This is a genomic window from Nonomuraea sp. NPDC048901, from assembly GCF_040649695.1.
Lineage (GTDB): Bacteria > Actinomycetota > Actinomycetes > Streptosporangiales > Streptosporangiaceae > Nonomuraea.
The window spans coordinates 1-22,935 of record NZ_JBEZFW010000037.1 but is presented as its reverse complement, the minus strand read 5'-3'; the positions used below and the strand labels follow the sequence as shown (position 1 = coordinate 22,935).

Below are 22,935 nucleotides of genomic sequence, written 5' to 3'. Positions count from 1 at the left end.
GGGTAACAGCGGCGTTAACGGATCCGTTCACGGCCGTGCAACCCGCTTCCGGCCACCATGACAGCCATGATCAAAAACCTCTGCGCCGCCGTGCTGACGGCGGCCTGCGCCCTGTCCGCACCCGCGTCCTCGCCGGCCGCCGCCTCAGACGACCGCTGCACCGCCGCCACGGCGCCGCCGCCGCAATCGGCGCCGCCCACCTCGGTGAACACACTCCGGCAGGCGTACTTCTGCGTGCTGGACAACTACTACAGCGGTCCGGTCATGGACCCGAAGGCCCTGCTGAAGAGCGCTTTCGCCGCCTACACCCAGGACCTGATGCGGCGCGACGCCGATCGGGCCGACCTCCGGTTGCCCGAGCTGACCGGGAACCGCGACACCGACTGGGCCGCCTTCGCGCAGGTCCTCGGCGCGGGTGACGTGTCCGCGCTGCGCGCCGCGATCACCGGAATGGTCGCCGGGCTGCACGACAACCACGCCCGCGCGGTCAGGCCGACTCCGCCGCCGGAAGGGGGGCCGACCGGAACGGGCATCGTGGGCGTGTCGGCCGAGCACGGCCCGGAACTCGACCCGGCGGCCAAGCCGCCGTTGTTCATCACCCGTGTCCTGCCCGGCAGCCCCGCCGCCAAGGCCGACATCAGACCCGGCGACATCATCGTCAAGGTCAACGGCGTGCCGGCGTTCATCGGGAACACCGTGAACCAGAGCATCGTCGACGCCTTCACCACCTCCGGCCCGGTGAAGCTCACGCTCAAGCGCCCCACGACGGGACGGATCCGCACCGTCGACCTCAAGGAGGGCCCCATCACGAGGCAGCCTCCGGCGGTGACATCGAAGACGCTTCCCGGCGGCGTCGCGTACGTCCAGCTGCCCGGTTTCTTCGAAGGGGCCGCCGACCAGGTCATCGCCAAGCTCCAGGGCGCACCGAAGGCGGTGGTCCTCGACCTGCGCGGCAACGGCGGCGGGTCGCCTCGTGAGGTGACCCGGCTGCTCGGCGCGTTCGCCCACGGCAAGATCACCAGCTACTTCTGCCCGCTCCAGGGAGACTGCGTGCCCAACCGGACCGACGACACCGTCCCGCTGCTCGGCCTGCGCCTCGTCGTCCTCACCGACCGGGGCTGCGCCTCGGCCTGCGAGGACTTCAGCGCGGCCGTCAAGGACAACAACCTGGGCCCCCTCATCGGGACCCGCACCGCGGGTGCCATCTCCGGCCCCGCCGAAGGTTATCTCCTCGACGACGGCAGCCTTCTGCTGCTGCCCAAGGTGCGGCACCTCGGGCCGGCCCGGGAGATCATCGACACGATCGGTGTGCCGGTCGATCACTACGCCCCGATGACCGCCCTTGACCTGGCCACCGGGCGCGACCCGGGCGTGGCGAAGGCGCTCGCGTCGCTGTAGGTCCGCGAGCCCGAACGTTGGATCTGCGGCCTAGTCGTCGTCCTCGTCGGCCTCGTCCCACGCCTTGTTGCGGTCGGCGGCACGCTGCAGGGCGCCGGCCGCCTCTTGTTCGGTCTCGTAGGGGCCCATCCGGTCCTTGTTAGGACAGCCCTGGTCGGGCTCGACGCGCATGTGCTTGAGGCAGAACCACCACTGGCCATCGCTCACGGGATCAATCCTGCCCCGTAGACTTGCCTTTCATGACGACATTGCTCCAGCCAGGGCGAGTTTCGCCCATTCGAAAGGTCCCCGCGCACATCCAGCGGCCGGAGTACGTCGGCAAGAAGCATCCCAAGACCGGCGAATCCGATGTCAAAACCCCGGAGATGATCGAGCGGATGCGGGTGGCCGGCCGGATCGCGGCGCAGGCGATGGCCGAGGTCGCCAAGCACATCCAGCCCGGTGTCACGACCGACGAGCTGGACCGGATCGGCCACGAGTTCCTTGTCGACCACGGCGCCTACCCGAGCACGCTCGGCTACAAGGGCTACCCCAAGTCGCTGTGCACCTCGATCAACGAGGTGATCTGCCACGGCATCCCCGACGACACCGTGCTGCGCGACGGCGACATCGTCAACGTCGACATCACCGCCTTCATCGGCGGCGTCCACGGCGACACCGATGCCACCTACCTGGTGGGCGAGGTCGACGAGGAGTCACGGCTGCTGGTGGAGCGCACCCGCGAGGCGATGATGCGGGCGATCAAGGCGGTCGCGCCGGGCCGGCAGCTCAATGTGGTGGGCCGGGTCATCGAGGCGTACGCCAAGCGGTTCGGCTATGGCGTGGTGCGCGACTTCACCGGGCACGGCATCGGCACCACCTTCCACTCGGGCCTGATGGTGCCGCACTACGAGGACCCGTCGCTGCGGGTCGAACTGGTGCCGGGGATGACGTTCACGATCGAGCCGATGCTGACGCTGGGCACGATCGACTACGACATCTGGCCCGACAAGTGGACCGCCGTGACCAAGGACCGCAAGCGCACGGCTCAGTTCGAGCACACGATCGTGGTGACCGACACGGGCAGTGAGATCCTCACCCTCGCCTAGGCACCACGCCGCTGACGGTGGTGCCCTCGCCCTGCGTGCCGGTGACCGACAGGCTCCCGCCTAGTTCGGTGAACGTGGCCCGCATCCGCGCGATGCCGCGGCCCGCTCTGAGCGTGGTGAAGCCCCGGCCGTGGTCGCGGATCGTCATCCGGAGGCCGTCCCTGCCCGAGGTCACCGCGACGGAGACAAGGCTCGCGCCGCTGTGCGCCTCGACATTGCCGAGGGCCTCGCGCATGGCGGCCAGCACGCCCGCCCCAATGCGGGACGGCACGTCGGTCGAGGGCAGCGCCCACGTCTCGACGGCGATGCCCGTGCGCTCCGACCACTCCGCCAAGTAGGTCTCCAGCGCCTCCGCCAGGCTTTGCCCCCCGCGCATGCGCGTCTCTTTCGACAACTCTGATCGCCTCTCTGAGCACATGGGGCACGCACCGGCCCCCATACCGATGTCCCCATGCGCGTGCGCGCACTTCCCCCCTCGGGCCTTACGCACACAGCTCATGAGGTTATGCCCGTCTCCCCTGCGAGCAAGGCTACCCGGCGGTTCGGTTACGCGCGGTGGAGGATAGAAGGCCGTGGCCGAACGGCTACTCGGCCCTGTCACTTCTGTTGAGCTTGGCGAGGTAGGCGTTGTAGGAGGCGAGTTCGGGGTCGCCCGCGGCGCTGCGATCGGCCTTGCGGTCCGCCCGCCGCGCCTGCCGCTCGTCGTCCTGGTACCACTGCATGGCGATCGCCAGCAGCACCATCAGGGTCGGGATCTCGCCGAACCCCCAGGCGATCGCGCCACCGTTCTGCTGCTCCTCCAGCAGCGGGCCGCCCCACGTACGGCCGAGCTGGTCGTACCAGCCGGAGGCCAGTACGGTGCCGGTCATCATCAGCGCGACGCCGAAGAACGCGTGGAAGGGCATCGTGACGAAGAGGACCAGCAACTTGCCCACGTACGGCAGGCGGTGCGGCGCCGGGTCGACCCCGATAATCGTCCAGAAGAACAGCGAGCCACTGAGCAGGAAGTGCAGGGTCATGAAGATGTGCCCGAGGTGTTCCTCCATGGCCGACTCGAACAGCGGCGTGAAGTACAGCGCGTACGTCGAGGCGATGAAGATGGCCGTCGCGATGCCCGGATGGCCGACGACCTTGACGAACCCGCTGTGCAGGATCGTCGTCAGCCACTCGCGCGGCCCCCGGTCGCCGCGCTTGGCGGCCGGCCTGAGCGCGCGCAGCGCCAGCGTGACGGGGCCGCCGAGGACCAGGAGGATGGGCACGACCATGGAGAGCGTCATGTGCTCGACCATGTGCACGTCGAACATGACCTTGGCGTAGCGGGCCACACCGCTCTGGGTGGCCACGACCAGCAGCGCCACCCCGCTGAACCAGGCGGCGGTGCGGCCCCACGACCAGCTGTCGCCGCGCCGCATCAGCCTGATGACCCCGGCGGCGTACAGGCCGCCCAGGACGGCGGCGACCACCGCGAAGAACAGGTCGAGCCACCACAGCGAGGCCAGGTTGCCGATCGTGATCGGCGGCGGCATCGGGAACCCGAGCAGGTCGAAGGCCCGGTCTGCGGGCAAGCTGACCGGCGGCGGCGCGGTGCGGGAGAGCACGACGGCCAGGCCCATGGTGGCGGCCATGAGCAGCAGCTCACCGCAGGCCAGCCGGGTGAACGCGCCATGGCGGCCGGCGCCCATCCCGGCCAGTGTGCGCTGCCGGTGCCACCAGCCCACGTAGCCGAGCAGGACGAACGCGATGATCTTCGCCACGATCAGCACGCCGTACGCCGACGTCCAGAGGTCGGAGACCGAGGTCAGCCGGGCCAGCACGCTGAACACCCCGGACGCGCCGACCCCGATGTAGCACCACAGGGCGAGCCTGGAGAACCTGGCCGCGGCGATCTCCAGCTGCGGCAGCTTCCGTACGGCGTGCAGGGCCACCACCGCGAGACCGCCCACCCACAGCGACAGCGTGAGCAGGTGCAGCGCCAGCCCCGAGGTGGCCAGGTCGTGGTTGGGCGAGGAGGAGGAGTGACCGGTGAGCGCGGGCGGCAGCAACGTGGCCAGCGCGAGCACCAGCAGGCCGGCCGCGGCCCCGGCAGTGATGGCACCCCGCGAGAACAGCGCGATGGCCACCCCGAACAGCACCACGAGCGTGAGCGCGATGCCCTGGCCGAACTGGGTGGCGAAGCCGGTCAGGTAGTTGGATTCGAAGATCTCCGTGACCGGACGGGCGAAGAAGTCGGCCGCCCCGAACATGATCGCGGCGAACGCGGCGGCGGCCCAGGACAGCGCGCTCCAGGAGGCGGCCTTGACATAGCCGAGCGCGGTCTTGCCCAGCAGGCCCTTGTCGTTGGGCAGCAGGAGGGCGGCGGTCAGCAGCAGGCCGATGGTGACCACGCCGGCCGCGTCCATCCACAGCTTGGAGACCGGCAGCCCCCATCGGGTGATCGGCCCGGCGTCGGGCAGGCCGGCGATGATCCGCGGGAACGCCGCGCCGCCGGCGACCATGGCGATCACCAGGGCGACGAGCGCCGCCCCCACCGCCGCGAGCGCGAGACGCGCGGCCCTGGTCACGGTTTCTTCTCGTCTCTGGGCGAATCTGTACGCGGGCCGGTCGGCCGCTTCTGCCGCGCGCTGAGCAGGAAGCCGATGCCGACGCCGACGAGCGCGCCGACCACGACGATCAGCCACACGGGGAACGACGTCGAGGCGGCCCCCGCCTGTTCGGCCGGCGCGGCCGAAGCCGCAGCCTGGGCCTGGGTTTGGGCTGCCGGAGCCTCTGTGACGGGCGCCTGCGACTGCGCGCTCGCTGACGGCGCGCTCGGCGAGGACGACGGCGAGGGTGACGGCGCCCCCTTGACCGTGAACGGGATCTCGCCCTCGATCGGGTGCCCGTCGGAGGAGACGACGCGGTAGGCGATCGTGTATTTCCCATCGGGCAACGCGCCCTTGAGCTCCTGCGTCACCACCTTGCCGTCGGCACGGGGATCGCCGCTCTGGTGAGCGGTGCCTTCGGCGCCGCGGACGACCACGACCGGGATGCGCACGCCCGAGGTGAACTCGAGCCTGACTTCGTCGACGGACTCGACCGTGGCGCCCTTGGCCGGGTCACTGCTCTTGAGAGCGTCGTGAGCCAGGGCCGGTCCGGCGGTGCCCAGCAGGACCAGGGCGGCGAGGAACGCGGTGAGAGCCGCGAACGGGGATCTCTTCATGACATCCCCAAGGCTACCGACGTCGCCGCCCGGTCCTGACCTCGCTACAGGCCCGCGCAGGCCAGCGCGCGCTGGTAGGCCTTCACGGCGTTGTCGGCGTCGCCCAGCTGCTCCATGGTCTCGGCGGCGGCGTACCAGGTGGAGGCGACCTTGCCGGTGTCGGGCAGCGGGCTGATCCACTGGCGCACGATGTCGAGCTCATGCTGCGCCTCGCCGAACCTGCCGACCCCACCGTAGGTGCGGCTGAGCATGAGGCGCAGCTCGGCGCCCAGGGTCTTGGCGGTCTCGGGCAGCAACTCGGTGCCGGCCCGCACGTACCTGATCGCCTGCTCATAGTTGCCGTCGAGGATCTCGGCGCGGCCGAGCTCCACCAGGCAGCCGGCGCGGTCGGCCGTGCTGGCGGAAGACTGGGCCAGTTCCTGGTCGGCCTTGATGAGCAGCTGGCGGGCCTCCTTGCGGGCCGACGGCCTGACCCTGAGCAGCAGCGCGGCGTACGCGTTGCGCATCCTGGCGAGGTTGCGCGGCTGACCGTACTCCGACTGGACGGCCAGCGCCCGCTCGGCGAAGCCCAGGGCCTCCTCGCCGTGTCCGGTGGTCTCGGCGACGACGGCGGCGTTCCAGCAGGCGGCGACCGTCGATCTCGGCGTGCCGAGCAGGTCGGCCGCGTTCAGCAGTTCGGCGGCGAACTGGCGGGCGCGCAGCAGATCCCCGCGCAGCATGTACGCGCCCAGCAGCGTGGCACCCAGCTCGATGGTCAGGTCGGACCAGGCCGGCCGGCTCGCGCCGCCCAGAATGCCTTCACCGATCGCGACGGCCTCGGTCAGCCTGTCGCTCCTGTGATAGAGACGGCACAGGGCGATGGACACCTCGATGCGGCGGTCGGCCGGGATGTCCTCCTGGCTGATCCGATCGAGGATGGCGATGGCTCCGGTAAGGTCACCGCATGCCTCGGTGGCCAGGGCGAGCCCGAATTCGGTGTCTTGACGGAGAGACGTGAGACCTGTCAGGTTATTGTTCGCCATCAGCTCGGCGAAGCGGGTGCGGGCCTCGGAGACTTCACCGTTCTCCAGGGCCAGCCGCGCGTAGCCGAGGGCGAGTTCGATGTCCTCCATCTGCTCGGCCGTCACGCCGTTGACCAGATAGGAGAGCGAGCAGTCCAGCTTCTGAGCCAGCAACTCCAGGACCGCGGGAGTCGGGGTACGCTTGCCACTCTCAATCAAGGAGACGTAGCTATCCGAGAGTTCGGGGTGCGCGAGTTGCGCCTGCGACAGGCCACGCTGTCGCCGAACCGTCTTAATCCGGAGTCCGACCAGGTCAGATGTGGTCACAGTCGCCGCTCCTTGAGATGATGAAACGCTCTACCCATAGGCGAGGGAGACCCCACATGCGTATGCGTCTTATCTTGTCCGCACTTGCTGCCATGGCTGCGACCGTACTGGTCGCAGGAAGCAATGCTACGACTGCGAACGCCCAATCGTCTCCTGCTGTCAGCTTTGATGTCCCAATATGCTGCTAGGTGATCATTGACCGCTTGACCGGATGATGTCATCAGCAACTCAGCGTGATCATCGCGCCGCTTGTCGTAATCGCTTCAGCCTGCCCGGAGGGCCAGGAAGAAGTCGACCCGGTCTGTCATCGTCGACAGATCGCGGCCGGTCAGCTCCTCCACCCGCTTGATCCGGTAACGGACAGTGTTGACGTGCACGTGCATCCGCTCCGCGCACGCGTTCCATGAGCCGGCGCAGTCGAGGAACGTGCCGAGAGTACGCACCAGCTCCGATTGGTGCCGCCCGTCGTAGTCGAGCAGCGGCCCGAGCAACCGACCGGCGAACGAGCGCCGCACGTCGCCAGGGGTCGTGGCCAGCAGCAGGGCGTGCGTGTAGATCTCGTCACTCGTCACCACCCCGCCGCCGCGCACCTCCGCCAGCCGCCTGGCGTGCCCGGCCTCCTCGACCCCGCCCTTCACGGCCACCGCGCCTGTGAGCGCGCCGCTCAACCCGACGCAGACCCGCGTGCCGGGCAGCGCGGACAGCACCTCCACCCCGGCACTCAGCTGCTCGGCCACCGCGCTCGCCGTCGAGCCCCGCAGCGGCACCAAAGCCACCGCGCCGTCCGTCCATACCGCCGCGACGACCTCGCGGGCCAGCAGCTCCTCCATGGTCTGCCCGCCCAACGTCGCCGCGTCCGGATCGCCCGGCCGGCCCGCCGTGAGGACGGTGGCGTTCACGATCGCGTACGGCTCGGCGGCGTCGAGCCCGCAGGTGCGGAGCCTGGCGTCCAGCTCGGCCGGGCCCGCCTCCGCCAGCGCGGCCGTGACGAGCTGTTCGGCCAGCCGCCGTTCGACCCGGCGCCCCTCCTCCATCCGGCTGTGCTCGACCGCGACGCAGGCCGCCAGCTCGTAGCCGATGTCGGGCCGGTCCAGCAGGTCGCCGTCGCAGGCCAGCAGCCAGCCCGCGGCCCGGTGGCCACGCCCGACGCCGAAGATCGTGTGCTCGCCGACGCGGCAGGGCAGCCGGGACGCCGTCAGGTACGCGCGGGCCAGCCGTACCGGATCCTCGGCGGAGCCCACGATCACCCGGCCGGTGGCGGAGACGACGGCGCCCGTGACGCCCAGCTCCGCGGCCGTCAGCGCGAACAGCTCGGGCAGCGCGGCGCCCTCGGCCACGGCGGTGAGCAGCCTGCGGTGACGGCCGAGCGCGTCGCGCGCGTCGCCGGACAGGCGGGGCACGACGAGCTCCGCGAGCGTACGGAAGGAGACCTCGGTGGGCACCTCGACGAGCGTCAGCCCGGCCGCCGCGCACGCCGCCACGAGGTCGTCGGGAACATGACCGAGCCACGCCTGGCCCGCGCCGAGCGCGGCCACCCCGGCCTCGGCCAGCGCGGCGACGAAGCGGGCCGCGTCGTCCGGTGACGTGCGCCACATCATCCCCGTGAGCACCAGCTCGCCGCCCGACAGGTAGCGCCCCGGCTCGGGCAGGTCGGTGATGTGCACGCCGGTGAACTCCGTGGCCGGGTCGCCGGTCAGGAGCCTGAGGCGCAGCTCGCCGATGGCAAGCAGGTCACTGATGCGCACTTGGAGGAATATACAAGTCGGCCCGTCAAGCTCTGACCGGGATTTAACGTCACGCGCATAGGACCGCCGCCACGCTGGTGCTCTACTCGGAGAATGACCGAAACGTCGAGCGAGACGCGGCGGCTCGAGTCCATGGGCGTGGGTGAGAGCGCCCAGCGGCCGGACGCCACACTGAAGGTGACGGGCGAGTTCGCCTACGCCTCCGACCTGTGGCTCGATGGCATGGCGTGGGGCGTGACGCTGCGCAGCCCGCACGTCTCGGCGTGGATCCGCTCGATCGACGTGGGTCCCGCGCTGGCGATGCCCGGGGTGTTCACGGTGCTGACGCACGAGGACGTGCCCGGCGAGAAGTTCTACGGCCTGGAGCTGAAGGACCAGCCCGTGCTGGCCATCGACCAGGTCCGCTACCAGGGCGAGCCGGTCGCGCTGGTGGCCGCCGACCATCCGGAGACCGCGCGCAGGGCCGCGGCGGCGATCGTGGTCGAGTACGAGCCCCGTCCCGCCGTGACAGACCCCCGTGAGTCCCGAAATTTCGTACGACATCAGCCGGTGCGGGTGGGCGACACCTTCGAGGCGGACGTCGTGGTGTCGGCCGAGTACGAGGTCGGCATGCAGGACCAGGCGTTCCTCGGCCCCGAGTCCGGCCTGGCCGTCCCCGCCGAGGACGGCGGCGTGGACCTGTACATCGCCACCCAGTGGCTGCACGTGGACCGCGACCAGCTCGCCCCCTGCCTCGGGCTGCCGCCGGAGAAGGTACGGCTGACGCTGTCGGGCGTCGGCGGCGCGTTCGGCGCCCGCGAGGACCTGTCGATGCAGGCGCACGCCTGCATGCTGGCGCTCCGGCTGAACCGTCCCGTGAAGATCGTCTACAACCGCGAGGAGTCGTTCTACGGCCACGTACACCGCCACCCCGCGTGGATGCGCTACGAGCACGGGGCCACCCGTGACGGCAAGCTCGTCTACGTCAAGGCCGACATCCTGCTCGACGGCGGCGCGTACTGCTCCTCCTCCCCCGCCGTCGTCGGCAACGCCGCCTCGCTCGGCGCCGGCCCGTACGAGGTGCCGAACGTCCGGATCGACGCCACCGGCGTCTACACCAACAACCCGCCGTGCGGGGCGATGCGCGGGTTCGGCGCGGTGCAGGCTTGCTACGCGTACGAGTCGCAGATGGATCTCCTGGCCGAGGCGTGCGGCCTGTCGCCGGTCGAGATCCGGGTGCGCAACGCGGTGTCGCAGGGTTCGTCCCTGGTCACCGGCCAGATCATCGACTCGCCCGCGCCGCTGGCCGGCATGCTCCGCGAGCTGGCCGCGATGCCGCTGCCGCCCTCCCGGGAGTCCGATCTGCGCGCGCTGCCGGGCGGCGTCTCGCAGACCACCCACGGCGAGTCCGTACGGCGAGGCGTCGGGTACGGCGTGGGCATCAAGAACATCTGCTTCTCCGAAGGCTTCGACGACTACTCCACGGCCCGGGTCCGAGCCGAGCTGATCGGCGGCGAGCCGCACGTCACCGTGCACACCGCGGCGGCCGAGGTCGGCCAGGGCCTGGTGACGCTCCAGGCTCAGATCGCCAGGACCGAGCTCGGCGTCGAGAACGTGACCGTGGCGACGGCCGACACCACGGTGGGCTCGGCGGGCTCGTCGTCGGCCTCGCGGCAGTCGTACGTCACCGGCGGAGCGGTGAAGGCGGCCTGCGAGGCGGTACGGGCGCGCTTCGAGGGGCTGCCGGCCAGGGAGGCGCTGGAGAAGTACGGGCCGATCGAGGAGACGCGGGAGTATCGGCACCGGCCCACGTTCCCGATGGACCGCGAGACCGGGCAGGGTGACTCGCACACCCAGCTCGCCCTGTGCGTACACCGGGCCGTGGTGGACGTGGACGTCGAGCTGGGCCTGGTCAAGGTGGTCGAGCTGGCCGCCGTACAGGATGTGGGGCGGATCATGAACCCGCAGGCGCTGGAGGGCCAGATCCACGGCGGCTCGGCGCAGGGGCTCGGGCTGGCGCTGATGGAGGAGATCCAGATGCGTGACGGGCGGCTGCTGAACCCGTCGTTCACCGACTACCTGATTCCCACCATTCTCGACATGCCGCCGATGGCGCTGAAGATCCTGGAAAATCCCGACCCCGCCGCCCCGTACGGACTGCGTGGCGCGGGTGAGCCGCCCACGCTCTCGTCCACACCCGCCATCGCGGCGGCGGTGCGGGCGGCGACCGGACTGCGGTTGACGCGCGTTCCCATCAGACCGGAAGATATCGCCTTGGTTAATGGGCGGAGCGACTACGGGGAGGAATCCGATGACCAGCGCACGTGACGCGGCCAAGGCAGAGTTCGAGCGATTCGACACCGACGGCGACGGCCTGCTGTCGACCAGCGAGATCAGGCAGGTCAACGCGGCCCTCGGCGGGCACGGCGTCACCGACGCGGAGATCAGCGCGTTCATCGACGCCATCGACAAGGACGGCGACGGCCGGATCGGCCTGGAGGAGTTCGTCGGCCTGGTGGGTGGTGGCAAGCACGAGGCGTGATCGATGCCTTGCGAGGCGTGATCGGCGCCTTGTGGGACCGGCCGGAGGGATGATCACGTTCCCGGCCGGGTAGGGCACCCGGCACTCCCCCTTGATCGCGAGGGGGAATGGCCGTGCTCGACAGGTTCTTCGAGCTCTCCGGCCGGTCGACGACGGCCGGGCGTGAGGTGCGCGGCGGCATCACCACGTTCATGGCGATGGCCTACATCATCCTGCTCAACCCGATCATCCTGGCCGGCGCCCGCGACATCACCGGCGCCAGGCTCTCGATCGTCCAGCTCACCACCTCGACCGCCTTGGCTGCGGCCGTCTCGACGCTGCTCATGGCCTTCATCGGCAACGCGCCGTTCGGGCTGGCGGCCGGGCTCGGCCTGAACGCGGTGGTGGCCTACCAGGCCGCGCCCCACATGACCTGGGCCCAGGCGATGGGCCTGGTCGTCCTCGAAGGACTCGCGATCGTCATCCTGGCCGTGACGGGCCTGCGTACCCTGATCATGAACGCGATCCCGCTGGCGCTCAAGCACGCGATCAGCGTGGGGATCGGGCTGTTCATCGCGCTGATCGGCCTGGTCGACGCGGGCTTCGTGGCGGCGGGCTCCGGCACGCCCGTGCAGCTCGGCGCGACCGGGCACCTGGCGGGCTGGCCGGTCACGGTGTTCTGCTTCGGGCTGCTCCTGATGATCGTCCTGTATGTACGCAGGACTCCGGCGGCCATCCTCATCAGCATCGCGGTGACTACTGTCCTGGCCGTGGTCGTGAACTCACTGGCCACCATCGACCCCAGGACCTGGGGCGTGGTGACGCCCCGGGTGCCGAAGTCGCTGGTCGCGGCGCCCGACTTCGGGCTGGTGGGACGGTTCGACCTGTTCGGCGGGTTCGTGAGCGCGGGGGCGCTGACTGCGGCCGTGGTGCTGTTCACGCTGATTCTGTCCGGGTTCTTCGACGCGATGGGCACGATCATCGGCGTCAGCGACGAGGCCGGGCTGGTGGACGAGCAGGGGCGGGTGCCGCGGCTGGGCGCGATCCTGACCGTGGACGGCGTCGCGGGCATGATCGGCGGGGCGACCAGTTCGTCGGCGAACACCGTCTTCGTCGAGTCGGCCGCCGGTGTGGGCGAGGGGGCCAGGACCGGGCTGGCCAGCGTGGTGACCGGAGCGCTGCTGGGCCTGGCCCTGCTGTTCACGCCGCTGGCCGGGATGGTGCCCGCGGCCGCGGCGGCGCCCGCGCTGGTGCTGGTCGGGGCGCTGATGATGACGCAGAGCAGGAACGTGCCCTGGGAGGATTTGGAGCTGGCCGTGCCCGCGTTCCTGACGATCGCGCTGATGCCGTTCACGTACTCGATCACGAACGGGGTGGGGGCCGGGGTGATCTCTTACACACTGATCAAGGCGGCTCGGGGGAAGTTCGGCGAGATTCCGTGGCTGCTGTGGGTGGTCTCGCTGATCTTCCTGGCCTATTTCGGGATCACTGCGCTGGAGGAGCTGTTCGGGTAGCTGCTTGGCCGGCTGTCAGCGGATGTCGGCGGTGTTGCAGGCCACGTTGTTCTTGTCGAGGTCGGGGTACCAGGCGTACTCGGGGTGGACGCCCTTGGTGTACGGGCCGTCGCCGGCGGCGACGGCCGCCTTGCAGCTCGCGTAGTGGGGGTCCAGGGTGCCCCGGACGGGAGAGGTGGCATGGCTGGCCGGGGCGGAGGCGCCCGAGGTCGGCGCTCCCGCGTTGGGCACGCCCGTCGTGCCCGTGGGGGACTGGCCCGTGGTGGTCGGCGCTCCACCCGTCGGCGCTCCACCCGTCGGCGCTCCACCCGTTGGCGCTCCACCCGTCGGTACCCCCGCGGTCGGGGCGGCGTCGGTCGGCGCTCCGTTGGTCGGCGCTCCGCCGGTCGGTGCTCCGGGCGACGGCGTGGAGCCGAGCAGACTCGCGGCCAGGGCCTCGGCCGCCGCCTTGTCGAAGCCCACGATGCTCAGGCTGTCGCCGTCCATGGGCTGCGTGACGATCGGTGCCGCCAGGACGGTCTTGGGCACCTGGACGACCGCCACCTGCCGCTGGTTCGTCACCAGCTCGTCGATGAGGTCCGACACCTTCTGCTTGAACGCGGGCGCGATCGCGATGCGCACCGAGTAGGTGCCGTCCTTCTCGCGTACCGCCTCGATCCGCTGCACGGCGTTGACCGTGACCCCGTCCTCCAGCAGGTAACAGGTGGTCTGCGCCTTGTCGAGCACGGCCGTGACACCCGGGCACGGCGCCGGCTTGGTGTCTCTGACCGGCGCGAAGTGGATCGGCGTCGCCAGCCGCTGCGGAGGGACGCCCCCCAGGAGCGGCGCGTCGGGGCTTCTGGTCATCAGGACGGCGACCGTCCCCAGCACGCCGGAGATGAGCACGACGATCACCAGCGAGACGATCAACACGATGGTGGTGAATCTGCTGGCCTTGGGTTCTCCGGGCTCTCCGGGCTCCGCGGGTGGCGGCTCTTCCGGCTTCTCCATCGTTGGCGACCCCATCCTGACGTTCGGGCTGCGGGTGAGCCTATCGAGGACCGGCTGTAGCGGGGTAATCAGGTGAACGATCCTCATCGTCCAGCAAGAAATGGGGAAGATGGGAGAAAGGGCTGCAGATTGTCGATGGATCCTTACGGCGGTCGAGAAGAAAGTGACGCCGCCTGAAGGCAGGGGTTTCCACGCTCAAGGAGTCTCGATGAAGGTCGGCGTTCCCCGCGAGGTCAAGGACAACGAATACCGCGTCGCGCTCACCCCCGCGGGCGTCCACGAGCTGGTACGGCACGGCCACCAGGTCCACGTCGAGCACGACGCGGGCCTCGGCTCGTCGATCCCCGACGCCGACTTCGCGGCGGCCGGTGCCGTCATACTCGACCAGGTCGACGACGTCTGGGCCGAGAGCGACCTGGTGCTGAAGGTGAAGGAGCCGATCGCCGAGGAATACCACCGGATGCGCAAGGGCCAGATCCTGTTCACCTACCTCCATCTGGCCGCCTCCCGGGCCTGCACCAAGGCGATGCTCGACTCGGGCGTCACCGGGATCGCCTACGAGACCGTACAGACGCCGAACGGCGCCCTCCCCCTGCTCGCCCCCATGTCGGAGGTCGCGGGACGACTCGCGCCGCAGGTCGGCGCGTACCATCTGATGCGCTCGCAGGGCGGCAGAGGCGTGCTGATGGGCGGCGTGTCAGGCGTGCGCGCGGCCCACGTCGTGGTGATCGGCGCGGGCGTGTCGGGCATGAACGCCGCCGCCATCGCGCTCGGCATGCAGGCCGAGGTGCTCCTCCTCGACAAGAACATCGACAAACTCCGCCAGGCCGACATGATCTACCAGGGCCACTGCCAGACGGTCGCCTCCAACACCCTGGAGATCGAGAGCGCCGTACGCGAGGCCGACCTGGTCATCGGCGCGGTCCTGGTGCCCGGCGCGAAGGCGCCCAAGCTGGTGACCAATGAGCTCGTCAGCCGGATGAAGCCCGGCTCCGTGCTGGTCGACATCTCGATCGACCAGGGCGGCTGCTTCGAGGACTCCCGGCCCACCACGCACGCGGAGCCGACGTACCAGGTGCACGAGTCGATCTTCTACTGCGTGGCCAACATGCCGGGCGCGGTCCCGTACACCTCAACGTTCGCCCTGACGAACGTCACGCTCCCGTACGCGCTGGCCATCGCCGACCGGGGCTGGGCACCGGCCATGCGCCAGGACCAGGCGCTCGCGCTGGGACTGAGCACGCACGAGGGCCGCCTGACCAGCCGGCCGGTGGCGGAGGCCCACGGGTTCACATGGACGCCGTTGGAAGACGTACTGACCCGAGCATGACGAGGCGACCGCCGAGCACCTCCCGGTGCCGGGCGACTCCTTCGACGCCGGCCTGGCGATCCTCATGGTCCACCACTGGAGCGCCCTGACCTCCTGGACCAGGGGCACACTCCCGCGGCGATGTACTCACGACTACTGACCTATGCGGCCGTCGATGCGCTCGCGCAACAGGTCGGCATGACCCATGTGGCGGGCGTACTCCCAGATCATTCCGAGCGCCGCCTCGCGCAGCGACATCAACCCTCCACCGCTGCCATGCAGATTCGCGGCATCGTCGGCGGTGATGTCGAGACTGGGCGCCTCGGCCATGAACCGCTCGGCGAAGTCCACCTCCGCACGCCATGCCTCCCACGCCTCCGCCACGACCTTGGGGTCGGCGACAGCGCCGTCGAAGTCACCGTCACGGTCGGTCTCGGAGGTGAACAGCTTGGGGACGTCCTGTCCGGCCATCAGCACCCGGAACGTCCCACGCTCCACCTCGGCCAGGTGTCGCACCAGGCCCAGGAGCGACATCGTCGACGGCTCAACGGAACGCCGCGCCATCGCCTCCGCATCGAGATCCGCGCATTTCATCTCCAAGGTGAGGCGTGCGCAGCGCAGGTTTTCGATCAGCGTGGTGCGCTCGTCGCCCAACGTTGGCCCGTTCTCACGTGGGTCGTCGTCAGATGGCTTGCCGTCCGCGGTGAACATGTCGGCTCGTCGTGTCGTTGCCATGGCCGCCATCTTGGGCGAAGCGCCTGGCGGCCGACAACTGATTAACGGTCCCTAGACTCATGGCCATTCGCTGTAACTCACGGAAGGACGACAGTGGCCAAGACCGCTCTCCTGGTGATGGATGTCCAACGGGTCATCGTGGACCGCTACCCGGACCCCGCCTACCTGCCGCGCCTGCGCGAGGCGATCGACGCCGCCCGGGCCGCCGGCCTCCCGGTGATCTACGCGGCCGTCGGGTTCCGTCCCGGATATGCGGAGATCAGTCCCCGCAACAAGATGTTCGGCGCGATCGCCCGCATGGGGGGAATCGGCGGAAACGAGCAGGCCATGGAGATCCATCCGGACGTGGCACCGGAACCTGGCGACGTCGTCGTCACGAAGAAGCGGGTCAGCGCCTTCGCCGGCAGCGACCTCGACATGGTCCTGCGGGCAGGCGACATCGATCACCTGGTCCTCACCGGCATCGCCACGAGCGGCGTCGTGCTGTCCACCCTGCGCCAGGCGGCCGACCTGGACTTCCAGCTCACCGTCCTGTCCGACGCCTGCCTCGACTCCGATCCCGAGGTGCACCGGGTGCTCGTGGAAAAGGTGTTCCCCGGCCAGGCGGACGTCACCACCGTGGCCGAGTGGGTGGCGACGACCAAGTGATCCGAGGCCGCTTCCCTGGCACCTGGGTGCCGGGCGGCCCGGTGATCCGAGGCTGTTCGCGTCCCTGACATCTGTTTTCCTGACACCCCGGCGGGTACGCCGGGGTGATGCACGAGCCCATGGCAGAGCGGATACGACGACGCGCCGAGCACCTGCTGCCCGAGGAACAGGCGGCAGGCAGCGACGACACCGAGAAGCAGGCGGCAAGCATCCTCGCCGACTCCGACGCCCGCGAGGAGTACGCGGAATCAACACCCGACCTGCGGATCGACCACCGCACGTCCGAGGAGACCGTCGACCCTTGACGCGCTCTCCGGTGTGAACGCCGGAGATCCAGCCCGTGCCGTCGCGGCTCACCTGGGACCGGACGCGCGCGCCTCCTCACCGAGGCGGTGTGTTCGAACTGGAAAACGAGGTTTTGGCGCGCATCGGCCGCGAGCCGATGCCCCGAGCCGTGCACCTGTCCACGTGGGGCAGCCCTTGCTCGAAGCGATGCCACAGCGTTCGCCCGGCCTTGACCTCACGACCTTCGCTCCTGTCTATCAGGCGGCGCTCCGGGAGTACGTGGTGGTCGGGCGGCTGGATGTCGTGGCACCGGAGAACCTCCGGGCGCTCGATGAGCTCGCCGCCGCAGGACGCAGCCTCATGCTGCTGACCTCACGCACCGAAGCGGAGGTGGAGCACCTCCTGGCGCCGGACCATGCGCTCACCGGCCGGCTCGCCGCCGTTCGACGCGTTCCCCGACATGGTCGACGCCATAACCCACCTGGAGGGTAGGAACCCGAAGCGCTGCCTTGGCCCCGAAGATCGCGAGCTGTAGAGGCAGGGGTGTCGCTCAGACTCAGCCAGTGACCGGAAGCGCGTACCGCACAGCGGTCAGCTGTTCCGACAACTCCCACAGCCGGCGTCCGGTCTCGGCGTCGGCGGCGGCCGGGGCCAGTCGCACCCGTGTTGGCGCGCCACGCAGTTCGCCCATGCCGTCCGGCCCGAAGAACTGCCCGCCGGACGCGTCCGGGGCGGTGGCCGCGTACAGCTGGGGCAGTGCGCCCCGGTCCGGGGGCTGTGCGAGCGGGGTGAGGATCCGGCCGTACAGCATTTTCACCATGCCGACCGGTGCGCTCGTCTGCAGGTTGGTGGCGGCGTAGCCGGGGTGGGCGAGCATGCTGGCCACCGGGCTGCCTGCGGCGGTCAGGCGGCGGTGGAGTTCCCAGCCGAAGACCGCGTTGGCGAATTTCGACTGGTTGTAGAACTTCATCGGCGCGTACGTGCGCTCGCCGGCCAGGTCGTCGAAGAACAGGCGGCCCTGCCGGTGGTTGGTCGAGCTGACGGTGACCACGCGGGGGTCGTCGCCGTCGGCCAAGAGGTCGAGCAGCAGGCCGGTGAGGGCGAAGTGGCCGAGATGGTTGACGGCGAACTGCAGCTCGTGGCCCTGCGCGCTGAGGGTACGGGGTGGCGCCATCACACCGGCGTTGTTGATGAGCACGTCCAGCCGCGCGTGGTCGGAGCGCAACCCGTCGGCGAAGGCGCGGACGGAGTCCAGATCGGCCAGATCGAGGCGGCGTACCTCCAGGCGGGCGCCCGGCTGCTCAGCGACGATCTTCGCGACCGCCTGGCGGGCCTTGGGCTCGTCGCGTACGGCGAGGATGACGTGCCCGCCCTTGCGGGCGAGCGCTTGGGTGGTCGCCAGGCCGAGGCCGCTGGTGGCTCCGGTGACGACGAACGTCCGTGTGGTCTGGTCCGGAATGTGCGCGGAGGTCCAGGATTTTGTCACGCGGCACACGCTGCCCTTGTAGGCACTGAGTGTCAAGTCGCGCTTCCGTGCCACTAGCGGCATGGGATGTAAGATGGGCCGGTGACCATCCGCCCCGAAGTGAGCCTGGCCCAGCGCAAACGTCAGCTTGTCTCTGACGAGCTGACGCAGGCGGCGCTGAATCTGCTGACCCGGAAAGGGTTCGACGCGGTCACGGTCGACGAGATCGTGGCCGCCGCGGGCGTTTCCCGACGCACGTTCTTCCGATATTTCGCTTCAAAGGAGGACGTGGTGGTCCAGTTCCTGGCCGAGATGGGCGCCGGCATGCGTGCGGAGTTGGCGGCCCGCCCCGCCGAGGAGCCGCCATCGGCCGCACTGCGGCACACCGTCTGGGTCTCCGTCAATGCCTGCGCCGACCATGCCGACCGGGCGCTGCGCGTGGTGCAGCTGATTCTGAACACACCGGCCCTGCTCGCCCGTTTCCTGGAGCGCCAGGCGCAGTGGCGTGCGGAGTTGACGGCGGAACTGGCCCACCGGCTGGGGCTCGACTCCGCGACCGACCTGTATCCGCACATGGCGGCCGGGATGGCACTGACCGCCTTCGACGCCGTGCTGCGGCGGTGGAGCGACAGCGACGGTTCCGAGGCCCCCACCGCCCTGATCGACCAGGCTTTCGCCGTGATCGCGCCGGCGCTGGACACCGTCGATGGCGAAGGCTCTGGACCGCGAACCTTGGATGCGCCGCGGCACTGCGGTCAATCCCACCAGAAGGACCAGACAGCAGCATCCACGATCTCGGCCGCGGAGGCCGGTGCCTATAGTCGCTTATGGTGTGTTTGTGACTGCTAGTCCAGGCCGCCGTGACCAGCTCAAAGAGTTCCTGCGCGCCAAGCGGGAGGCTCTCTCCCCCGCCGACGTCGGCATGCCCGAAGGAGGACGCCGCCGCACTCCGGGACTGCGCCGGGAAGAGGTGGCAGTGCTCGCCGGGGTGGGTGTGTCCTGGTACACCTGGTTGGAGCAGGGACGCGACATCAAGGTCTCCGATGCCGTGCTGGACGCGGTCGCCCGTGTGCTGAAACTTGACGAGGCGGAACGGGCGCACCTCTACGTGCTCGCCGGGCTGAATCCACCGGACCCCGCAGGCCGGCCGGGTGCGCCGGTGAGCGAGCAGTTGCGCGCGGTGCTGGAGGCATGGATGCCCAATCCGGCGCACGTACTGGATCGGCACTACAACCTGGTGGCGATGAACGACGCGGCCAGGTGGGTGTTCGGATTCGATGACAATGTCCGGAACTGCATGGTGGCGTTCTTCACCCATCCGATCTACCGGGGCAGGTTCACCGAATGGCACGAGTTCGCCCCGGACATGGTGGCCGACTTCCGCGCCAGCGCCGCCCGCTATCACGACGATCCGGTGTTCGGTCAGATCGCCGAAGAGCTGTGCAGCGCCAGTGCGGAGTTCGCCGAGTTGTGGGCCCGGCCGGACGTACGCTCCCGCTCCCAGGGGATCAAGGCGATCACCCACCCCGAAGCCGGGAACCTCACCTTCGAGTATTCGCTGTTCCGGCTGCCGGATCGTACGGACCTCAACGTGGTACTGCACACACCGCATCCCGACACCGACACCAAGGAGAAAGTAGAAAGCCTGGTGGTGGCACACCCAGGATGAGCTGACACTGCCTTGCCGGAAGCCGTCCCACCACGATGGAGGGCATGAAGGCAATCACGATTCCCGAATTCGGCAGTGCTGATGTCCTCCGCCTCGACGAGGTCGAGCTCCCCGAGCCCGGGCCGGGGCAGGTCTCCATCGACGTGGCCTACGCGGGCGCCAACTTCGCCGAGATCCTCTACCGGCAGGGCGTGGTGGACGTACCACTGCCCTTCGTGCCCGGCATCGAGGTGTCCGGCCGCATCCGGGCGCTCGGCCCCGGCGTCGAGGGGCTGCGGGTGGGCCAGTCGGTCGCCGCGCTGACGATCGTCGACAGCGGCGGCTACGCGGAGGTGGTGACCACCTCCGCCGACCTGGTGGCCCCGTTGGACGACTACGACCTGGGGCTGGGCATCGCGGCGGCGCTGCCCTCCAACAGCACCACCGCGTTCCTCGTACTCGACCGGGTAGCCCGCATCGAACCAGGCGAAACCGTGCTCGTGCACGCCGCCGCCGGAGGCGTGGGCAGCCAGCTCGGCCAGGCCGCCCGGTTGCTGGGCGCGGGCCGCGTGGTGGGCACCGTGGGCAGCCCCGCCAAGATCGAGACCGCCAAGGCGTTCGGCTATGACGAGGTCGTCCTGCGCGAGCAGGTGGCCGAGGCCGGTCGGTTCGACATCGTGGTGGACATGGTCGGCGGTGCGGCCCGACGCACCAGCCTGGACCTGCTCGCGCCGATGGGCCGGATGGTGGTGATGGGCAACGCCTCCGGCGCCGAGGACGTCGGGATCTCGGCCGACGAACTGTGGTTCACCAACAAGACGGTCTCCGGGTTCAACCTGGCCGCGTTCTCCGCCGCTTTCCCGGCAGAGGCGGGTCGGGCGCTGAATCGGGCTGTCGCGGCGGCCGCTAGCGGGGAGCTTCGGGTGCAGGTGGAGTCACTACGGCTGGAGCAGGCCGCACAGGCGCACCGCCGCATCGAGTCCGGCCGTACGACCGGCAAGCTCGTGCTCGAAGTCGAACGAATCTGACGCCTAACTCAAAGAACATGAGCAGGTCGGAGGCGGTTCTCTGTGGATGCGCTCCGACGCCCGTTGTACGTCCCCGCTTGTACCCCCACCCCACGGCTTTCGGCCCCACGGGACAGACCCGCTGCACATGCGTGGCCTGCCGGTTCGGCCGCTGGCGGTGCTCCAGCCACTCGCGGGTCTCCATGACGACCGATCGGAAAAGCCGTGGCAGGCAGGCACGACGGACGACAGGATTCTTGACATGCGCTTGCACATCGACACCGACCTGGGCGGGGATCCCGACGACCTCTGCGCCCTGGCGATGGTTCTGGGCTGGCCCGGCGTGGAGATCGTCGGCATCACCACGACCGCTGACCCTGATGGCCGGCGGGCCGGTTACGTCGCGCACTGTCTCCAGCTGGTCGGGCGCCTGGACATCCCGGTCGTCGCCGGCGCAGGAAGATCGCTCACCACGGGCGGGCCTGTGGGCGCCCTACTCGATCACGAGCGGTACTGGGGCGTTCCCGTAGCCCCCCGTCCCGCACCACCGGAAGCAGCCATCGACCTGCTTGAGCGCAGCATCGATCTCGGCGCCACCATCGCAGCCATCGGGCCCTTCACCAACCTGGCTCTGCTGCACAAGGCCCGGCCCGGTCGTCTAGACGGGGTGCAGGTGGTGGCCATGGGCGGATGGCTGCACACCCTCGCCCCCGGACTGCCCGCGTGGGGCCCGGAGATGGACTGGAACACACAGTGCGACACCCAAGCCGCCCAGCTGCTGGCCGAGCACGCCCAGCTCACCCTGGTCACCCTCCCCATCGCCGTCAAAGCGCACCTGCGGGCCGCTCACCTGCCCCGCGTGGCCGCCTCTGGCCCCCTGGGCGAACTAATCGCCCGCCAATGCAGGGCCTACGCCATAGATGGCGGTATGACGGAACTCGGCCGCGCCCATGCGGGACTGCCCGATGACTTGATCAACATCCACTGGGACCCGGTCGCGTGCGCCGTGGCGCTCGGCTGGGGCGGGGCCATCGTCCAAGAACAACGCCTGCGGACCGTCCTCGAAGCAGAGCAGTTGTGCTTCACGAGCGACCCGAACGGGCGGCGGACGCAGGTGCTCACCGACCTGGACGACCGGACCTTCAACGAGACCTGGATCGATGCTGTCGAAAGGGCGCAACAGCAGTAGACCGAACCCGCTCGATCAAGCAAGGCGACGTGCTATGGGTGCACGTGCCGTTCATCGGGGTGGGCGGAGTGAAACTACTGGGCTGCCGGATCATGTCCGGTCGCGTCAAGCACTGGACGACCTCGACGGTGACGCATGTACCAGCGAGAGATAAGCCCGACCAACGTTTGGTTTCGCCGGAAGTGTCCGCCGAGTCACCGGTCGCATATTTCGCCGCGTCCGCGAGTGCGGAGGCCGTCAACGAGCGGCCCGTGATATTGGCGCGCGAGAATACCGTGCTCGCCACAGAAAGAGAGCCCTGTTTTCGCTGTCGCGGATGAGCACTACTACTTCAGTGACACTTCGCGATCATGGCTGGGATCCGTTGGTAGTGGCAGCGTCGAGCGGTGGCTTTATGGCTGTAGCGGATGAGCACGCCGAACGCCCTGGCCACTCCATGCCGCACCTTGCGGGAGTCGGTAGGCCTGCCGAAGCAGCCGCTGGCCCAGAGCCCGGGATCCGGTCAAGGTCATCGCAGGGAGGCAGGTGATCGAGCCGGCACCGACCAGGCGGCCCGGCACTCAGCCCACTTCGTCGAACAACCCTTGGAGGGTCTGTGCGGTGACCGCTCGGGCGAGCCAGGTTTCGAGTTGGGCGAGGTCCGTACAGGTGACGATCCGGGCGTGGATGTCGTTGGGAACGTCGAAGCCACGGGCAGCCAACACGAGCAGCACCGACCTACCAGCCTCTTCCGCCTTGCCCTCTGCCTTACCTTCGGCCTTGCCCTCCGCCTTGCCTTCTGCCTTGCCTTCGGCTTTGCCGCGGCCGTAGTGTTCGCGGGCGAAGGGGCTGTAGACCGGCCATTTGGTGGACGCGGACTTCATGATCTCCTCCATGAGGTGGCGGAT

Annotated in this window: 22 protein-coding genes and 1 pseudogene; 13 read left to right on the top strand and 10 right to left on the bottom strand. The window is 69.5% G+C overall.

Annotation, left to right across the window (positions count from 1 at the left end; all coding sequences use genetic code 11):
• Positions 1-66 precede the first annotated feature (66 nt).
• Positions 67-1,398 (top strand): S41 family peptidase, encoded by a 1,332-nt coding sequence (locus tag AB0C30_RS57170; protein ID WP_357961305.1) that lies wholly within the window; start codon positions 67-69, stop codon positions 1,396-1,398.
• Between the two features lie 30 nt (positions 1,399-1,428).
• On the opposite strand, the gene AB0C30_RS57165 is transcribed toward AB0C30_RS57170, so the two are convergent.
• On the bottom strand, positions 1,429-1,605 hold the full coding sequence (locus tag AB0C30_RS57165) for a hypothetical protein (RefSeq protein ID WP_357961302.1): 177 nt from the start codon (positions 1,603-1,605) through the stop codon (positions 1,429-1,431).
• 32 nt (positions 1,606-1,637) lie between these two features.
• Here AB0C30_RS57165 and map point away from each other — a divergent pair, with 32 nt between their 5' ends.
• Positions 1,638-2,486: a type I methionyl aminopeptidase gene (map, locus tag AB0C30_RS57160; protein ID WP_357961299.1), complete on the top strand. Its 849-nt coding sequence runs from the start codon at positions 1,638-1,640 to the stop codon at positions 2,484-2,486.
• On the opposite strand, the gene AB0C30_RS57155 is transcribed toward map, so the two are convergent.
• From AB0C30_RS57155 to AB0C30_RS57135, 5 genes are all read right to left on the bottom strand, one after another.
• The gene (locus AB0C30_RS57155; RefSeq protein WP_357961296.1) at positions 2,473-2,862 is read right to left on the bottom strand and encodes a hypothetical protein; all 390 of its coding nucleotides are present in this window, start codon (positions 2,860-2,862) and stop codon (positions 2,473-2,475) included. The genes map and AB0C30_RS57155 overlap by 14 nt on opposite strands.
• A 208-nt stretch (positions 2,863-3,070) precedes the next feature.
• Positions 3,071-5,047: a cytochrome c oxidase assembly protein gene (locus tag AB0C30_RS57150; protein ID WP_357961293.1), complete on the bottom strand. Its 1,977-nt coding sequence runs from the start codon at positions 5,045-5,047 to the stop codon at positions 3,071-3,073.
• A complete protein-coding gene (locus AB0C30_RS57145; RefSeq protein ID WP_357961291.1) occupies positions 5,044-5,685 on the bottom strand; it encodes a copper resistance CopC family protein in 642 nt (213 codons plus the stop codon). Before AB0C30_RS57145 ends, AB0C30_RS57150 begins: the two co-directional genes overlap by 4 nt.
• 44 nt (positions 5,686-5,729) lie before the next feature.
• On the bottom strand, positions 5,730-7,013 hold the full coding sequence (locus tag AB0C30_RS57140; RefSeq protein ID WP_357961288.1) for a helix-turn-helix domain-containing protein: 1,284 nt from the start codon (positions 7,011-7,013) through the stop codon (positions 5,730-5,732).
• 263 nt (positions 7,014-7,276) lie between these two features.
• A complete protein-coding gene (locus AB0C30_RS57135) occupies positions 7,277-8,758 on the bottom strand; it encodes a helix-turn-helix domain-containing protein (RefSeq protein WP_357961285.1) in 1,482 nt (493 codons plus the stop codon).
• A 93-nt stretch (positions 8,759-8,851) separates the two neighbouring features.
• On the opposite strand from AB0C30_RS57135, the gene AB0C30_RS57130 reads away from it, so the two are divergent.
• The 3 genes from AB0C30_RS57130 (at position 8,852) to AB0C30_RS57120 (ending at position 12,772) form a co-directional block, all read left to right on the top strand.
• Complete coding sequence (locus tag AB0C30_RS57130; RefSeq protein WP_357961283.1) at positions 8,852-11,065, top strand: molybdopterin cofactor-binding domain-containing protein; 2,214 nt, start codon at positions 8,852-8,854, stop codon at positions 11,063-11,065.
• Positions 11,049-11,279: an EF-hand domain-containing protein gene (locus AB0C30_RS57125; protein ID WP_357961280.1), complete on the top strand. Its 231-nt coding sequence runs from the start codon at positions 11,049-11,051 to the stop codon at positions 11,277-11,279. Before AB0C30_RS57130 ends, AB0C30_RS57125 begins: the two co-directional genes overlap by 17 nt.
• A gap of 107 nt (positions 11,280-11,386) precedes the next feature.
• Positions 11,387-12,772 carry an NCS2 family permease gene (locus AB0C30_RS57120; protein ID WP_357961277.1) on the top strand — a complete coding sequence of 462 codons (1,386 nt, stop codon included), beginning with the start codon at positions 11,387-11,389 and terminating at the stop codon, positions 12,770-12,772.
• Positions 12,773-12,787: 15 nt separating this feature from the next.
• On the opposite strand, the gene AB0C30_RS57115 is transcribed toward AB0C30_RS57120, so the two are convergent.
• Positions 12,788-13,762 (bottom strand): excalibur calcium-binding domain-containing protein, encoded by a 975-nt coding sequence (locus AB0C30_RS57115; protein ID WP_357961274.1) that lies wholly within the window; start codon positions 13,760-13,762, stop codon positions 12,788-12,790.
• Between the two features lie 208 nt (positions 13,763-13,970).
• Here AB0C30_RS57115 and ald point away from each other — a divergent pair, with 208 nt between their 5' ends.
• On the top strand, positions 13,971-15,092 hold the full coding sequence (ald, locus tag AB0C30_RS57110) for an alanine dehydrogenase (protein ID WP_357961271.1): 1,122 nt from the start codon (positions 13,971-13,973) through the stop codon (positions 15,090-15,092).
• Positions 15,093-15,224: 132 nt separating this feature from the next.
• Here the strand turns inward: ald and AB0C30_RS57105 are convergent, their stop codons facing one another.
• On the bottom strand, positions 15,225-15,782 hold the full coding sequence (locus tag AB0C30_RS57105; protein ID WP_357961268.1) for a DinB family protein: 558 nt from the start codon (positions 15,780-15,782) through the stop codon (positions 15,225-15,227).
• 117 nt (positions 15,783-15,899) lie between these two features.
• Here AB0C30_RS57105 and AB0C30_RS57100 point away from each other — a divergent pair, with 117 nt between their 5' ends.
• The 3 genes from AB0C30_RS57100 to AB0C30_RS57090 all read left to right on the top strand — a co-directional run bounded on the left by AB0C30_RS57100 (position 15,900) and on the right by AB0C30_RS57090 (position 17,231).
• On the top strand, positions 15,900-16,454 hold the full coding sequence (locus tag AB0C30_RS57100; RefSeq protein WP_357961265.1) for an isochorismatase family cysteine hydrolase: 555 nt from the start codon (positions 15,900-15,902) through the stop codon (positions 16,452-16,454).
• Between the two features lie 107 nt (positions 16,455-16,561).
• The gene (locus AB0C30_RS57095; RefSeq protein WP_357961263.1) at positions 16,562-16,759 is read left to right on the top strand and encodes a hypothetical protein; all 198 of its coding nucleotides are present in this window, start codon (positions 16,562-16,564) and stop codon (positions 16,757-16,759) included.
• A gap of 175 nt (positions 16,760-16,934) precedes the next feature.
• Positions 16,935-17,231, top strand: coding sequence for a hypothetical protein (locus AB0C30_RS57090; protein WP_357961260.1), 297 nt, complete (start codon positions 16,935-16,937; stop codon positions 17,229-17,231).
• Positions 17,232-17,295: 64 nt separating this feature from the next.
• On the opposite strand, the gene AB0C30_RS57085 is transcribed toward AB0C30_RS57090, so the two are convergent.
• Entirely contained in the window at positions 17,296-18,225 is a 930-nt protein-coding gene (locus AB0C30_RS57085) for an oxidoreductase (protein ID WP_357961257.1), read from the bottom strand.
• 81 nt (positions 18,226-18,306) lie between these two features.
• On the opposite strand from AB0C30_RS57085, the gene AB0C30_RS57080 reads away from it, so the two are divergent.
• From AB0C30_RS57080 to AB0C30_RS57065, 4 genes are all read left to right on the top strand, one after another.
• Positions 18,307-19,053 (top strand): TetR family transcriptional regulator, encoded by a 747-nt coding sequence (locus tag AB0C30_RS57080; protein WP_357961254.1) that lies wholly within the window; start codon positions 18,307-18,309, stop codon positions 19,051-19,053.
• Positions 19,043-19,873: a helix-turn-helix transcriptional regulator gene (locus tag AB0C30_RS57075; protein WP_357961251.1), complete on the top strand. Its 831-nt coding sequence runs from the start codon at positions 19,043-19,045 to the stop codon at positions 19,871-19,873. The genes AB0C30_RS57080 and AB0C30_RS57075 overlap by 11 nt, the downstream gene beginning before the upstream one ends.
• A gap of 44 nt (positions 19,874-19,917) precedes the next feature.
• Positions 19,918-20,880: a zinc-binding dehydrogenase gene (locus AB0C30_RS57070; RefSeq protein ID WP_357961249.1), complete on the top strand. Its 963-nt coding sequence runs from the start codon at positions 19,918-19,920 to the stop codon at positions 20,878-20,880.
• 241 nt (positions 20,881-21,121) lie between these two features.
• Entirely contained in the window at positions 21,122-22,048 is a 927-nt protein-coding gene (locus AB0C30_RS57065) for a nucleoside hydrolase (protein WP_357961245.1), read from the top strand.
• A 560-nt stretch (positions 22,049-22,608) separates the two neighbouring features.
• Here the strand turns inward: AB0C30_RS57065 and AB0C30_RS57060 are convergent.
• Positions 22,609-22,935, bottom strand: a pseudogene (locus tag AB0C30_RS57060) (hypothetical protein); the annotation flags it as partial.